The sequence below is a fragment of the Chryseobacterium sp. AG844 genome (assembly GCF_003182335.1).
GTDB classification, from domain to species: Bacteria; Bacteroidota; Bacteroidia; order Flavobacteriales; family Weeksellaceae; genus Chryseobacterium; species Chryseobacterium cupriresistens.
Map to the genome: position 1 here is coordinate 25,429 of NZ_QGTV01000006.1, position 14,598 is coordinate 40,026.

11 protein-coding genes are annotated in these 14,598 nt (G+C 37.7%); all 11 read right to left on the bottom strand.

Going from position 1 to position 14,598, the window contains the following annotated elements; genetic code table 11:
• Positions 1 to 82: 82 nt before the first annotated feature.
• The gene (gene purH / locus DEU40_RS07945; protein ID WP_110009350.1) at positions 83 to 1,600 is read right to left on the bottom strand and encodes a bifunctional phosphoribosylaminoimidazolecarboxamide formyltransferase/IMP cyclohydrolase; all 1,518 of its coding nucleotides are present in this window, start codon (positions 1,598 to 1,600) and stop codon (positions 83 to 85) included.
• 175 nt (positions 1,601 to 1,775) lie between these two features.
• Positions 1,776 to 2,342: a phosphoribosylglycinamide formyltransferase gene (gene purN / locus DEU40_RS07950; protein ID WP_110009351.1), complete on the bottom strand. Its 567-nt coding sequence runs from the start codon at positions 2,340 to 2,342 to the stop codon at positions 1,776 to 1,778.
• Positions 2,343 to 2,425: 83 nt separating this feature from the next.
• Entirely contained in the window at positions 2,426 to 3,418 is a 993-nt protein-coding gene (purM, locus tag DEU40_RS07955; protein WP_110009352.1) for a phosphoribosylformylglycinamidine cyclo-ligase, read from the bottom strand.
• A gap of 289 nt (positions 3,419 to 3,707) precedes the next feature.
• Positions 3,708 to 4,259, bottom strand: a complete 552-nt coding sequence (locus tag DEU40_RS07960; protein WP_110009353.1) for an NADPH-dependent FMN reductase — start codon at positions 4,257 to 4,259, stop codon at positions 3,708 to 3,710.
• A gap of 38 nt (positions 4,260 to 4,297) precedes the next feature.
• Positions 4,298 to 5,026, bottom strand: a complete 729-nt coding sequence (locus tag DEU40_RS07965; protein ID WP_034696330.1) for a pirin family protein — start codon at positions 5,024 to 5,026, stop codon at positions 4,298 to 4,300.
• 604 nt (positions 5,027 to 5,630) lie between these two features.
• Positions 5,631 to 7,049 carry an MFS transporter gene (locus DEU40_RS07970; RefSeq protein WP_110009354.1) on the bottom strand — a complete coding sequence of 473 codons (1,419 nt, stop codon included), beginning with the start codon at positions 7,047 to 7,049 and terminating at the stop codon, positions 5,631 to 5,633.
• Positions 7,049 to 7,567 (bottom strand): nuclear transport factor 2 family protein, encoded by a 519-nt coding sequence (locus DEU40_RS07975; protein ID WP_110009355.1) that lies wholly within the window; start codon positions 7,565 to 7,567, stop codon positions 7,049 to 7,051. Before DEU40_RS07975 ends, DEU40_RS07970 begins: the two co-directional genes overlap by 1 nt.
• 9 nt (positions 7,568 to 7,576) lie before the next feature.
• The gene (locus tag DEU40_RS07980) at positions 7,577 to 9,436 is read right to left on the bottom strand and encodes a glycoside hydrolase family 13 protein (protein WP_110009356.1); all 1,860 of its coding nucleotides are present in this window, start codon (positions 9,434 to 9,436) and stop codon (positions 7,577 to 7,579) included.
• Positions 9,437 to 9,662: 226 nt separating this feature from the next.
• A complete protein-coding gene (locus DEU40_RS07985) occupies positions 9,663 to 11,819 on the bottom strand; it encodes a glycoside hydrolase family 97 protein (protein WP_110009357.1) in 2,157 nt (718 codons plus the stop codon).
• 78 nt (positions 11,820 to 11,897) lie between these two features.
• Complete coding sequence (locus tag DEU40_RS07990) at positions 11,898 to 13,010, bottom strand: SusE domain-containing protein (RefSeq protein ID WP_110009358.1); 1,113 nt, start codon at positions 13,008 to 13,010, stop codon at positions 11,898 to 11,900.
• A gap of 16 nt (positions 13,011 to 13,026) precedes the next feature.
• Positions 13,027 to 14,595: a RagB/SusD family nutrient uptake outer membrane protein gene (locus tag DEU40_RS07995; RefSeq protein WP_110009359.1), complete on the bottom strand. Its 1,569-nt coding sequence runs from the start codon at positions 14,593 to 14,595 to the stop codon at positions 13,027 to 13,029.
• Positions 14,596 to 14,598: the final 3 nt, after the last annotated feature.

A 14,598-nucleotide genomic window follows, 5' to 3' on the forward strand; every position in this document is an offset into this window, starting at 1 on the left:
TTATTATCTAGTCTTATTTTACAAATATATAATTTTGAATGCTAAAAATACAATCCCTAATTATTTTTTAATTCTATTTTAATTAGTGGAAAAAGTGTCTGACACCTGTAAACATCATCGGGATTTTGTGCTCATTGGCAGCCTCTATACTATCCTGATCTTTTACACTTCCACCAGGCTGAATAATCGCCTTGATACCTTCCTGAGCGCAGAAATCTACCACATCACGGAAAGGGAAAAATGCATCTGAAGCCAGTACTAAATCTCCTGAGAATTTTTCTTTTGCTCTTTCGATCGCCTGCTGTGTTGCCCAGATTCTGTTTACCTGACCGCCTCCGATACCGAATGCCTGAATTCCGTTGGAAACTACAATCGCATTAGACTTCACATATTTTACTACTCTCTGAGAGAAAAGCAATGCTTTTTTCTGCTCTTCTGTAGGCTGTACTTCAGTAACTACTTTAATATCGTCAGAGAAATGGGTATCATTATCCTGAACAAGGATACCTCCGTCTACTTTCACCCAGGTCTGTTTGTCTGAAACAGGGTTTACGATTCTGATGATTCTCAGGTTTTTCTTTTTTCTTAAAATTTCAAGGGCTTCTTCATCAAATTCAGGAGCCATTACAATTTCAAGGAAAGTTTTATTTAATTCTTCAGCTGTAGCTGCATCAATTGTATAGTTCATTGCAACAATTCCGCCAAAGATGGAAACCGGATCACATTCGAAAGTTTTCTGATAGGTTTCCAAAGCTGAAGTTCCGATCGCAACGCCACAAGGGGTTGAGTGTTTTACCGCACAACAAGCCATTTCTTCTTTGAACTCAGTGACAACTTTCCAGCAAAGGTCCATATCACGAAGATTGTTGAAAGAAAGTTCTTTACCTCCAAGCTGTTCGAAATCTTTCATTGCTCCGTTTTCGAAAGTAGAAACGTAGTAAGCTGCTGTCTGGTGAGGGTTTTCTCCATATCTTAGATCTGCTACTTTTTTATAAGAAGCATTCAGGTAAGTAGGATATTCTTCATCTAAAAGCATTCTGGAAATAGCCGCATCATACGCAGAGGTAAGGTTGAATACTTTTCCTGCAAGCTTTTTACGGGTTTCGATGTATGTATCACCGTTTTGCTCCATTTCAATTTTCACTGCTGCATAGTCTTCTACATCAGTGATTACCGTTACAGAATCAAAGTTTTTCGCTGCAGAACGAAGCATTGAAGGACCTCCTATATCGATAAACTCTACTTTTTCATGTAAAGAAATGTCTTTGTTTACATTTTCAAAGAAAGGATAAAGATTTACGATCACCATGTCAATCAGACCAATTCCGTGTTCCTGAACGGTTTTCATGTGCTCTTCATTGTTACGAACAGCCAGCAATCCACCGTGAACTTTAGGGTGCAGAGTTTTCACTCTTCCATCCAACATTTCAGGGAAATTGGTAACCTCATCAATCTGAATAGGATTTAAACCAGCGTCTTTCAAATGTTTGAACGTTCCTCCTGTAGAGATCAACTCATAATTCTGAGCTTCCAAAAACTGTGCGAATTCTATTAATCCACTTTTGTCAGAAACACTGATTAAAACTCTCTTTTTACTCATTTTACTTTCAATTTTTTACTTTTTACAGCTATTTCAAACTGTGTCCGGGTCTTTCACCTCCGAACTTAATTTTATTTTACTTAGATTTCTTTTTATTAATGTAACAATGTATCAGTCCAGCAATGTAACAATACCTTCAACATTGGTAAATTGGTACACTGGTGCATTGTTATATTTATTCATTTCCCAGGACCTTATTGATCGCGATCGGGAATATTTCATATTCAATCTGGTGAACTTTCTGAGCCAGCGTTTCAGGAGTATCCTCAGCGGTTACTTCAAAAGACTTCTGAAGAATAGCTTCTCCTTCATCAATCCCTGGTGTCACAAAATGTACAGTTGCCCCACTCTCTACTTCTTTGGCTTCAATAACTGCATTGTGAACGTTCATTCCCCACATTCCTTTTCCTCCGAATTTCGGAAGCAAAGCCGGGTGAATATTGATTATTTTACCATTCCAGTTTTCACAGAATTCAGATTTTAAGATGGATAAAAACCCGGCCAATACAATAAGATCTGTATTTTCAGGGATTACTTTAGCCAACTCACTGCTGAAGTTCTTTCCTCTTGGAATAAGAATGTTTTCTATATTGTGATTCTTTGCTCTTTCCAGTCCGAAACATTCTCTGTCTGCTACCACCAGAGTTACTTTTGCATTCTGGATTTCTCCTGAGTCAATAGTATCAATGATTCTCTGCAGATTGGTTCCTGAACCGGACACGAGTACAACGATGTTCTTCATATTAATAATGTAACAATGTATCAGTCTATCAATGTAACAATGATTTAATTGGTACACCGGTACATTGTTATATTGTTATATTATTATATTGATAAATTAATTTTCTCTGCTCCTTCAGTGATTTCACCGATTTCGTAAGCGTCATCTAAAAGGTGTAATACTTTTTCAGCATGTTCAGCATCTACAACGATTACCATTCCTACGCCCATATTGAATGTTCCGTGCATTTCTTTACGTGTCACTCCACCTCTTTTTTCAAGCTCAAGCATAACACTAGGAATTCTGATTTTTGATTCGTCGATAGAAGCACAAAGTCCTTCAGGAATAATTCTAGGAACGTTTTCGTAAAGACCACCTCCTGTGATGTGGGCAATTCCTTCTACTCTTACTTCTTCCAGTACTTTGTGAATATCTTTGTAGTATAGTCTTGTAGGAACTAAAAGTGTTTCATATAATGGTTTTCCTTCAAACTCTTCTTCAAAGTTCGGGAATACTTTTCTTACTAAAGAGAATCCGTTTGAGTGGAATCCTGAGCTTGGTAACGCAATAATTTTGTTCCCTGCTTTGATCTTAGAACCGTCAATGATCTGATCTTTTTCTACGATTCCTACACAGAATCCTGCAACATCATAATCTCCAGGCTGGTACATCCCTGGCATTTCAGCAGTTTCACCGCCAATCAGTGCACAGTTGTTATCCTTACAAGCAGCAACCATTCCTAAAACGATTTCTGCAGCAATTTCCGAATCAAGCTTTCCGCAAGCCAGATAATCTAAGAAGAATAAAGGTTTTGCTCCGTGACAAAGAATATCGTTGGCACACATTGCGAAGCAATCTACCCCGATAGAATCGTATTTTTTAGTATCTAAAGCTACTTTCAGCTTTGTTCCTACTCCATCTGTTCCTGATACAAGAACCGGATTTTTGTATCCTCCGATTTCATAGAAAGCACCAAAACTTCCCAAGTGGTTCAGTACATTGGAATTGTGGGTTTCACCGACCGCTTTTTTGATCTTGTCAACCGTTTTGTATCCTTCTTCTTTGTCTACTCCTGCTGATTTGTAAGTGTTGCTCATGTCTAATAATTTATAATAATCTAACAATGTAATAATCTAATTAGTGTAACAATAAATTGAATTGTTAGATTGATACATTGATCAATTGGTACATTATATATTTACTTTTATACTCGATTTTAGAAAACAAAAAAGCCGACAATCTTTTCAGATTATCGGCCGTTATTTTATCTCAGAATTTCAGAGCCCACAACTTTCCCTTTATGAGAAAAACATTGTTTATAGGAGGTCTGAATTTTCATCTCTTTTCTTTTTGCAAAAATAGTAATTTTAAATGAATATTCAAATTCTATTTTTCAAGGATTGTTTCAATGGCTGCAATCTTCTTAATTTTTTCTTTTAACTCACTGTCTTTCTCTTCATTAGAAATTTTCTGAGCGGCTTTATCAAAGTTATCATTAAAGAAAGGAAGTGAAAATGTTTCCACCACATTTCCTCCGTGGAAAGGGAAACGCTTTGATGCTGCTTCCAAAACACCTGCTCCACCTCTACCGCCCGGAGATGTAGACATCAATAGCATTGGTACTTCGTTCCAGACAGTTCTGTCTTTGATTCTGGATACCCAGTCGAACACATTTTTGAATGCTGTAGAATACGTTCCGTTGTGCTCTCCCAAAGAAACCAGTAATACATCAGCACCGTCAATTTTTGCTGCGAAATCATGAGCTTCCTGTGGAACACCGCCCGCTAATTCTCTTTCGTGTTTATAGATTGGCATTTCGAAAGGATTCAAATCGATCACTTCTACGTCTGCATTTTCAAATAAAGTTGATGCATAGGCTACCAACTGCTTGTTCATTGAAACTTCTGAATTACTTCCTGCTATTGCTAAAATTTTCATAGGTGAGGTTTATTTTTTAAGATTACAAATTTAGTTTTTTATTTAAGATAAGAAGGCAGTTCCATTGGGACTTCCATTAATAATACTTCAGTGTCTTCTACGGCTTCGATATTAAAGCTCTGCGTATCCCAGATTCCCAATCCGTCTCTTTCATTCAGAACACGGTCTCCGATTTTTGCACTTCCTTTTAACACAAATGCATAGACTCCGTTTCCTTTTTTGTTAAGCATATAATTTTTGCCATTTCCTTTTTTAAAGTTGGCCAAGTTGAACCAGGCATCCTGATGAATCCAAACTCCGTCATCATTTTTATTGGGAGATAAGATCTGCTGGAATCCATTGATTTTTTCCCCTTCTTTGATACTTTTCTGATCGTATCTCGGTTCAACATTCTGTTCTTTTGGGAACACCCAGATCTGAAGGAATTTTACTTCTTCATCTTTATTTTTATTGTATTCGCTGTGCATAACACCGGTTCCGGCACTCATCACCTGAATTTCTCCTTTTCTGATCACCGCTGTGGTTCCCATGGAGTCTTTATGTTCCAGATCTCCTTCCAAAGGAATGGATATAATTTCCATATCTCTGTGCGGGTGTGTTCCGAAGCCCATTCCCTGAGAAACGGTATCATCGTTCAATACTCTTAAAACGCCGAAGTTTGTTCTATCTCTGTTTTGATAGTTCGCAAAACTGAATGTATGGTAAGAATTTAACCATCCGTGATTAGCATGGCCTCTTGAATCTGCTTTATGATATACTGTTTTCATTTTCTGTGATTATTTATGGTACAAATGTACGGGATGTGAACGTTTAAAAAGTTGATGTAGGTTAAGAAAGGAAATTGTAGAAGTAAAAATGGTGAAAAAGTGAAAATATAGGCTAGGTTGGATTACGCAAAGACGCAACTTTTTTCACATTTGATATGTTTTTACGGCGCAAGGATTTTATCTGCGATAAAATTTTATACTGGATATTTTTTCTTCCAATGAGTAAACAAGTGCAAGCATCTGTGATATCTGTGCATCTGTGATATCTGTGAGAATCTGTGGGAGATTATTGCAATCTTAAGATCAAAAAAAATAATAAGCATACGCGAAAGGTAGATTTTAAGTTTTGGCTCCTATGCCAATTGATGAATGTTTAAAAGAAAAGCGGGCTAAAGCCCGCTCCTATTGATATTTTGAATTTAAACCTATTAACTTATTCCTTTAATTTAATACTCGATATTAATGATTACAAAGTTTTTCATATTGATAACCCTTCGACAGGCTCAGGGTAACACTCCGAATACCTACCGGAATTTTTAACCGGTGTCAGGCTGAGCCTGTCGAAGGTACTACTAAAAGGATAAGTCAGTAAAACTATTTATTTTTAAAAGTGTACCTGCTTGATTTCCTCTTCAATTTCCTTAGGCGTTTCATCTTCTGATTTCACAAAAATCATGGTTACTACAGCTCCAATCAGCATGCAAACGCCTCCTACCACAACATAATCCATCGCCTGTTTTCCGAAAATCCCGCTTACGATTGGACCTCCGAACAAACCATTGATGATCTGCGGAATCACGATAAAGAAATTAAATATTCCCATATAAACGCCCATTTTCCGTTGTGGAATCACCTCAATAAGCATTGCATAAGGCATTGCTAAAATACTTGCCCAGGCAAAACCTAATCCAATCATGGAGATCCATAAATTGTTGACATCCTTAATGAAATACATGGAAACCAGTCCCAAACCTCCACACAATAAAGCTAAAGCATGAGTCTGTTTTTTACCAATCAGTTTAGCGATAGGTGTTAACAGAAATGCAAACGGAATCGCCCAGAGATTGTACATTCCGAAGAGCTTTCCGGTAAGGTCACCTGCATCATTAAATGCCTTGGAATGGGTATCTTCCGGGGAAAGTCCAAAATGATGGGTTGCCAGCGCACTGGTGGTAAATACCCACATGGTAAATAAGGCAAACCATGAGAAAAACTGAACAATTCCCAGTTTTTTCATCTGCAAAGGTATTGCTGCAAAGTCTTTAAAAATATCTGAAAACTTAGAGTTATGTTGGTCTGCGTCTTTTCCATCTTCAAAATCAGCAAATTCCTGTGGGGAATATTCTCTGGTTGTCATGATGGTGTATAGAATTGATATGATAAGCAATCCCGCACCGATATAAAAAGAATAAATCACATTATCTGCTACAAATCCTGCCTGTGCTTCATTGGAAATCCCCATTTTCGTTAACCAATCTGGAAGATAAGAGCCTAATACCGCTCCGATTCCAATAAGAATTGTTTGTACAGAAAATCCTATCGTACCCTGATGTTTCGGGAGCATATCTCCTACCAAAGCTCTGAAAGGCTCCATCGCAATATTCACCGAAGCATCCATCATGGCCAGAAATATTACGGCTAACAAAAGCGCATTGGCCGCAAACATCTGAGTAACAGAAGCTGCATTCGGAAGTAAAACCAATCCTATTGCACACAAGACAGCTCCGATCAGGAAATAAGGTTTTCTTCTTCCCAACGGACTCCAGGTATTGTCTCCCATGTGACCGATGATAGGCTGGACAATCAGACCTGTAATGGGAGCTACCAGCCAGAACCAGGATAATTCGTGAACATCTGCTCCTAAATTCCCCAAAATACGGCTTGCATTTCCATTTTGTAGTCCGAATGCCATTTGAATTCCCAGGAATCCCATGCTCATATTGATAATCTGGAGCATGGATAGGTCTGGTTTTTTCCTTTTTCCTACCTTCCCAGTATCATATTTCCCCATCATTATTGCCATTACAACTTCAGTTTTTGAATTAATGCATCTTCGATAGGTGTCTTCTCAATAACCACTTTATCTACCACCTCATTCGGCACTGTCACAGAAAGAACATATTGCTTAACCTTCCAGTTTCCGTTGATTTTCTCTACCACTCCTGAGCCTCTGCAGATCTTCATCTGGGTATCCAGTAATTCATCAAACCATGCCAGTTTTCCGTCTTTGCTGAAGTAAATATTTCTTTTAAGAGCTTTAAAATTCCAGGTTTTCTTTTTATCAAAATAAGGTTTTGCCCAGACCATAAATGCTTTTTTATCCCAGATTTCGGTAGCATCTGTTCCGATGAAGGTAGATTCATCCGCAAAGAGGTTAAAATACGCATTGTAATCTGCTTTTGCCGCCATTGCATTGAAGGTATCAAGCATGATAGTGATTTCCGATTTTTCTTTTTCAAATCCGATTTTCGACTGTGCTGTAAGTAAAGAAAATCCCAGTAAAAAAAGGATGAGTGTATAAGCAGTCGTTAGTTTTTTCATATGTATTAATTATTTTTCCAGTTCAATAATCAGTGGAGTTTTTGCAGGAATATTCATTGTATTTTGCAATGAAATTTCTTTGTCTGAAATGATTTCTTTTCCTTTTGTAAATCCATTCAGTGATTCTGCAAACCGTTTCAGATCTAACGTCTGATCTTTTTCATTATTGTTGATGATGACCATTACACTTTCTTTTTCATTGTATCTGAAATAAACAAAAACGCCATCCTGAGGTACGAAATTTTTAGTTTTTCCATGATGTATCACGTCTTTGCCTTTTCTCCAGTTCAATAACTTCTGAGTAAACCGGAAAAACTCTTTCTGCTCCGGAGTCTGAGTAGATGGATTGAAAGCATTCTGAGAATCAGTCTTCCAGCCTCCGGGAAAATCCCTGCGGATGTCCGCATCACCACCGGTCTTTTTATCACCTCTCATTCCTATTTCTGATCCGTAATAAATCTGAGGAATTCCTCTTACTGTCGAGATCAGAGTGAGTGCCATTTTATAGGCATCTGGATTTGCATTAAAGATTTCGTTCCATCTTTCGGTATCATGATTTTCAAAGAAAACAAGCGTATTATTGATATCCGGATAAAGGAAATCGCTGGTAAAAGAGTCGTAAATACGGATCATTCCTTTATCCCAGCTTTCTTTTTCTTTAAGGGCTTTAGGCATGTTTTCATAGAGCATAAAATCCATCACAGAAGGTAAATTTGAATTGTACCCTTCTATTTCTCCTATTTTCGAATTTTTCTGCCATGCTGCAATTTGTGCTGCCGTATAAAGCCAGGTTTCTCCTACGATATTGAATTTCGGATATTCATCGGTGATCGCTTTGGCCCATTTTGCCATGGCATCTTTATCATTGTAGGGATAAGTATCTACACGAAATCCTCCCAATTCTGCATATTCTATCCACCAGATTGCATTTTGGGTCAGATATTTCAGAACCAATGGATTTTTTTGGTTGATATCAGGCATGGTCGTATCAAACCATCCGTCCAGTGCATATTTTTTATCAATATCTGAAGCATTGGTATCAAACTGTGTTGTCGTTTTATAGTTGGAACGTTTAAACCCTTTCTCTCCTTCATCAAACCAATGAATCCAGTCTTTTGAAGGAAGGTCTTTGATCATCCAGTGTGATCCGCCCCAGTGGTTGGTTACATAATCCATCACCAGTTTCATATTTCGTTTATTCAACTCCTGGGATAATGTTTTATAGTCTTCATTGGTACCGTAGCGGCCATCTATTTTGTAGAGATCAGTCTGGGCATAGCCGTGGTAGGAATACACTTTTTCGTTATCCTCATTCACAGGAGTAAGCCAGACGGCTGTTGCTCCCAGATTCTGAATATAATCAAGGTTGTTGATAATTCCACGAAGATCTCCCCCATGCCTGCCGTTGGGAAGGCTGCGGTTCGCTATTTCAGTAAGCTCCGGTTTTGAATCATTTTTTTCATCCCCGTTGGCAAATCGGTCCGGCATGATCAGATACATAAAGTCTTTTGAAGTAAAAGACTCGCGGCTCGCAGATCCGGGATTTCTTTGCTTTAATTCATAAGTGTATGAACCAAGATTCTTTTTACCTTTTTTAATATTGATAGCAAACTTCGGAACGTTTATTTCGCTGGTATTGACTGTAATAAAAACATAATTGGGATTATCTACTTTCCGGATGTCTTTGATCTGTATACCATCTGAAAGCGTAATCTCGTTCTTAGCCACTTCTTTTCCATACACAAGAATCTGAAGTTCAGGATTTTTCATTCCCTTCCACCAGAAAGCCGGCTCTACTCTTTCCAGATTTTTCTGGGAAAAAGCAAAAGAAGCTATCGAAAGCGTGAATGCTGCATATATTGTCTTCATATTAGTGTTCAATTTAGCATTAAATTTTTATATATACATCGAAAAATATAAGAGAAAGTCTATTTTTTATCTCTTTTTACAACAACGATAAGATTACGTATCTTCATATAGACTTCATCATGAATAATTGGATTTGGACAAAATAGGAAAATCAGTCAGACTGCGAAAAAAATACCCCGGAACATTAAAAAATCAATGAACCGGGGCACCTTAGTGTATCTTACAATTATTTTACTGGTTTAATAGAAATTGCGAAACCGCCGCTTCTTGCCATTTTAAAATTAATTTTCGATTTTCCTGTAATCTCTTTCTTGTAGATGTTATAGCTTTGAGGATTATCGATATAATCGGCATCTTTTCCATCTTCATAGATGGTTGCCTCATATTTCTTTCCTTTATCCAGGAATGAGAAATCTACTGTATACTCACGTTTGTTTTCATCGGTAATACCTCCTACAAACCAGTTTTCAGTTCCTTTTGCTTTTCTTGCTGTCACCACATAATCACCAGGTTCTGCAGATAATATTTTTGTATCATCCCAATCTGCTGCCACATCCTTGATAAACTGGAACGCATCCATATGCTTTTTGTAGTTTTCAGGTAGGTCTGCAGCCATCTGAAGCGGCATATACATCGTTACATAAAGCGCCAACTGTTTTACCAGCGTAGTTTTTACGAAACGGTTATCTCCAGGGAAATAATAGTCAAGTTTCGTCTGGAAAATTCCCGGTGTATAGTCCATAGAACCTCCCATCCATCTTGTAAACGGAAGAACCGTCTGATGATCCGGCTTATTTCCTCCGAAAGCTTCATATTCCGTTCCACGGGCTGCTTCTGCAGAGATATAGTTCGGATAGGTACGGCTTTCTCCGGTAGGACGTACGGATTCGTGAGAGTTAACCATGATTTTATAGTCATTTGCTTTTTCAGCAATTCTATAATAATGGTTAATGGTCCATTGAGAGTAATGATGTTCTCCTCTAGGAATAATATCTCCTACATATCCTGTTTTTACGGCATCATATCCATACTTATTCATGGTTTGGAAAGCTTTATCCGCCCATCTTTCATAGTTCGTGGCAGAACCCGAAGTTTCATGGTGCATGATCAGCTTGATTCCTTTTGAATGCGCATATTCATTCAACATTTTAATGTCAAAATCCGGGTAAGGAGTAATGAAATCGAAAACAAACTCTTTTGAGTGTCCGAACCAGTCTTCCCAACCGATGTTCCATCCTTCGATCAGTAATCCCTGGAATCCGTTTTCTGCCGCAAAGTCAATATATTCCTTAACCTTTGTATTGTTGGCTGCATGCTTTCCGTTTGGAGTCAATTTTGCAAAGTCCGTTTTACCTAAATGCACATTTTCAGCAGTAGAATAAGCCCATTGTGATTTTCCGATGATCATTTCCCACCAGACTCCCATGTATTTTGTAGGGTGAATGTAAGAAGTGTCGGTATATTTTGTAGGCTCATTAAGATTGAAGATCATTTTGGAATCCATTACCTGCTCTGCTTTCGGCGCAACGATAATCGTTCTCCAAGGCGTTACTGACGGTGTCTGAATATATCCTTTCGCTCCCTGTCTGTCGGCAGTCAAATGCGTTTTGAATTTATAATTCTGTGCATCTACCTCAAGATGTGAAGCCGGATAATCCAATACGGCTGCTTCTGCAACATTGATATACAATGGTTCTTTTCCTTCTTTTTTAAGCATTAAAGGAGACTGAACTGCATTTTTCACTAATGACTGGGAAGCGTTAGCATCATATGCTTTATCCCATTTTGAAGGAATCTCCGATACTTTAGTTTCCTGATACTGATACTCCTGAGAGTCGTAATCGGCAACCATCCACCATGCCTTCATGTCGGTAGGGAAATCGATTTCAGAGTCTTCTTCTCTGATCACAAAGTAATTAAGGTTTTTCTGCTGTGGGAACTCATATCTGAAACCCAATCCATCATTGAATAATCTGAACTTTACCACAATACTTCTGTCTGTAGAAGCCTGGTTCAGGGTAACTGCCAGTTCGTTGTAATGATTGATATAATTTTTCTTTTCTCCTAAAACCGGCTGCCAGGTTTCATTTTTAGAGTCTCTTTTTTCATCTGTCTTTGCAAAACCGTTGTTCAGATCGTATTTTGCATCTTCTGGTTTGGCAATCTCAGAAGCGAATTTTATGGCTGTGTCTTTAAATAATCGCAATCCCAATTTAGAATCTTCCACCACTACCGCACCATTATACTTTAGGTTATAGTAAGGTACTCCTTCTTTTAACTGAAAGTTCATTTCAAACTTTCCGTCCGGAGATTTTAAAGATTGGGCTTTCACACCTGTAAACATCATTGAGAGCAAAAGTGCTCCAACTGTAATTTTCTTCATAATGACTATTTATTAACTTAAAAATAAAGTGCTGCGGTAAAGCAGCACTTTGCTTTATTTGAGTTTGTTTAGTTTAATTTACAATTTAGTAATGGTTAACTTGTAATATGCTGAATTGTGTAGATCCAGTTCAATTTTATAATTACCTGCCTGTGAAACTTTATATCCAGGATCTCCTGTAACAGTTCCCTCTGAGCTTAAATAGGACTGAACACCTGTCCCTGAAACTAAAGTCTGCTCTGCATCTTTTGGCTGGAACTTTATTGCCCAATCATCATTGGCTCTGAATTTAAATACTCCCGTATTGGATAAAGCAATTGAATTGATAACATAGGTTTTGGTTGCAGGATTGTATACAAAGTCAGTATCTGATCCCCATCCCGTAGGCGTTGCATCACCAATAACTCCGAAGTTTGCTAAAACTGAAGAGTAGGTATTGGCAGCCCAGTCTACTTTTAAATAATAAGTTCCTGCTGTGACAGCTTTTATATTAACTTCTCCTGTTTCCACTAACTTCCCTGTAAAAGTACCATCATCTCCTTTATCTCCTGTATAACTTTGATTGATTGTAAACTTATACTCACTGTTAGGATTCGTAACATAAATAAAGCCTCTGTATTTATCATTCTTCTCAGGCGAAAACAAATTTGGTGAGTTCGTTGGATCCCAATCTGCATATCCTGCTGCTCCGGCATATCCTCCCGGAACATTTATTTTTGGATAGATAAGATCCGGATTTGGCTTATATCCGGTCATATTCACAGTAACTACGTTTGAATAAAAGAAAGTAGTACTGTTTAATGAGGTTCTCATTCTCACTTCAATAGGCTTAGCGGTATCAGGCGCAACATTCAGCTGCGCAAGGATGTTATTAAGCTGTAAATGAGTAAGTGAGAAAGTTTTCTGATCTGAAGGCAGATCCTGAAGTACATTTGTTGCGAAACTTGTTCCAGCAACTGCAAACTGTAGAGAATTGTTGAATCCTACACTTGGAGTAAAAGTTGGATTTTCCCAGGTAACAGTCAGTGCATTTTGTCCCGCTTTAGTTTCATCAAGTACTACAGAAGTTTTATCTGAAGTTATTTTAGCCTGTGAAGTATTATTCAACTCTATTTTATCATCCTCTTTAGAGCATGAGATAAGGTATAAACCTACCAGAGCCACTAATAAAACATTGAATATCTTTTTCATTTTTTAGTTTTTAAAATTAATAACCTGGATTTTGGGTTAAATTAGGGTTTGCCTGAAGGGCCGTTGTCGGTATTGGAAACACTTTGTAGTTATCTGAAATAGATGTACCATTTTTAACACCTCCTTTCCAAGGCCATAAATAAGAAGATCCGGTAAACATTCCATATCTGATAAGATCCTGTCTTCTTACACCTTCCAAATTCAGCTCACGTGCTCTTTCATCCAGAACAGACTGTAATGTAATTGAGCCTAATGCAGATGCTCCTGCTCTGGCTCTCACCTGATTTACATATGTTAAAGCCTGGGCTGTATTAGCTGAAGCGGCTCCTCTAAGGGCACATTCTGCATAAATAAGGTAGGCATCACTTAATCTGAATAAAGGGAAATCTGTTGATGAGAAAGCTGTGGCTCCACCTGTTCCATCAGAATTTTTATTCCAGAATTTATCTGAAGGGAAACCGTTATTCCAGGTTTTGTAATCATCCATTTCCCACTGATGTCCCTGAGTCCAGAATAATCTCGCTCTAACATCATTACTATTCTTAAGATCAGTAGCATTATTACCAAATAAGCCATACCATGCTTTTGTAGCTCTGTGTCCGGCCCATCCGTCAGTTGCTCCAAAATTTGCTAAAACCATTGTTTCTGTACTCAAGCTTCCGTTAACAAGGTAGGTTGTATTTCCATAACTTTGGCTGGAAACCGCATCTGCAATTAATGGGAAAATTATCTCTTTTGAGGTATTATTATCTGCCGAGAAATTTTTTCTAAAATTAGATTCCAATTGATATCCGCCTTCATTAATGACTTTAGTAATATAAGTGCCTGCATCATTATATTTTGCTGTTCCCGTATAAACTTCAGCATTCAAATATAGCTTTGCCAACAACATTCTCACTACTGATTTATTGGCTCTTCCGTAAGAATTAGAAAGAGGAAGCTGGGCTTCAATAGCCAATAATTCACTTTCTACATAATTGAACAAGTCCTTTCTTGAAGCTTCCGGTAATGGTGTACTTGAGTTAAAGTTATCATCTGTAACCAAAGGTCCTTTTCCAAATAAATCTATCAGATAATAATAAGAAAGTGCTCTCAGGAATCTAAGTTCATTAATAACCTGGTCTTTATTGGCATAATTTATATTGCCTTTTTTCATGATCAGGATAAGGTTAGTAGATTGTGGAATGGTATAATAAATTCTATCGTATACGTATTTAAAAAACTTATTATTACTTGTCCAGTTTGTGGTAGTGGTAAGTTGATCCAAGCCATTATCTCCCCATCTGTTTTTCATTGCATCAGCAGTAAAGTCATTCAAATTTACAATACCTCTGATAAAAGGTGATTCTCCCGCATTAGCTCCTTCTATATCAGATTTATCCGGACCTTCCACACTGGAAAGTGCGAAACTTGCATATAATCTTGAAAGTAATCCTTCAACTGCTTTGGGGTCTTGCTGTAATAGATTTTCCAGGGTCAAATCATATTTTGGTTCCGTATCCAGATCATTCAGACAAGATGTAGTAACAAAAGCCAACATAGAGGCTATTGCAATGAATTTTATTTTAAATTTAATGTTTTTCATTTC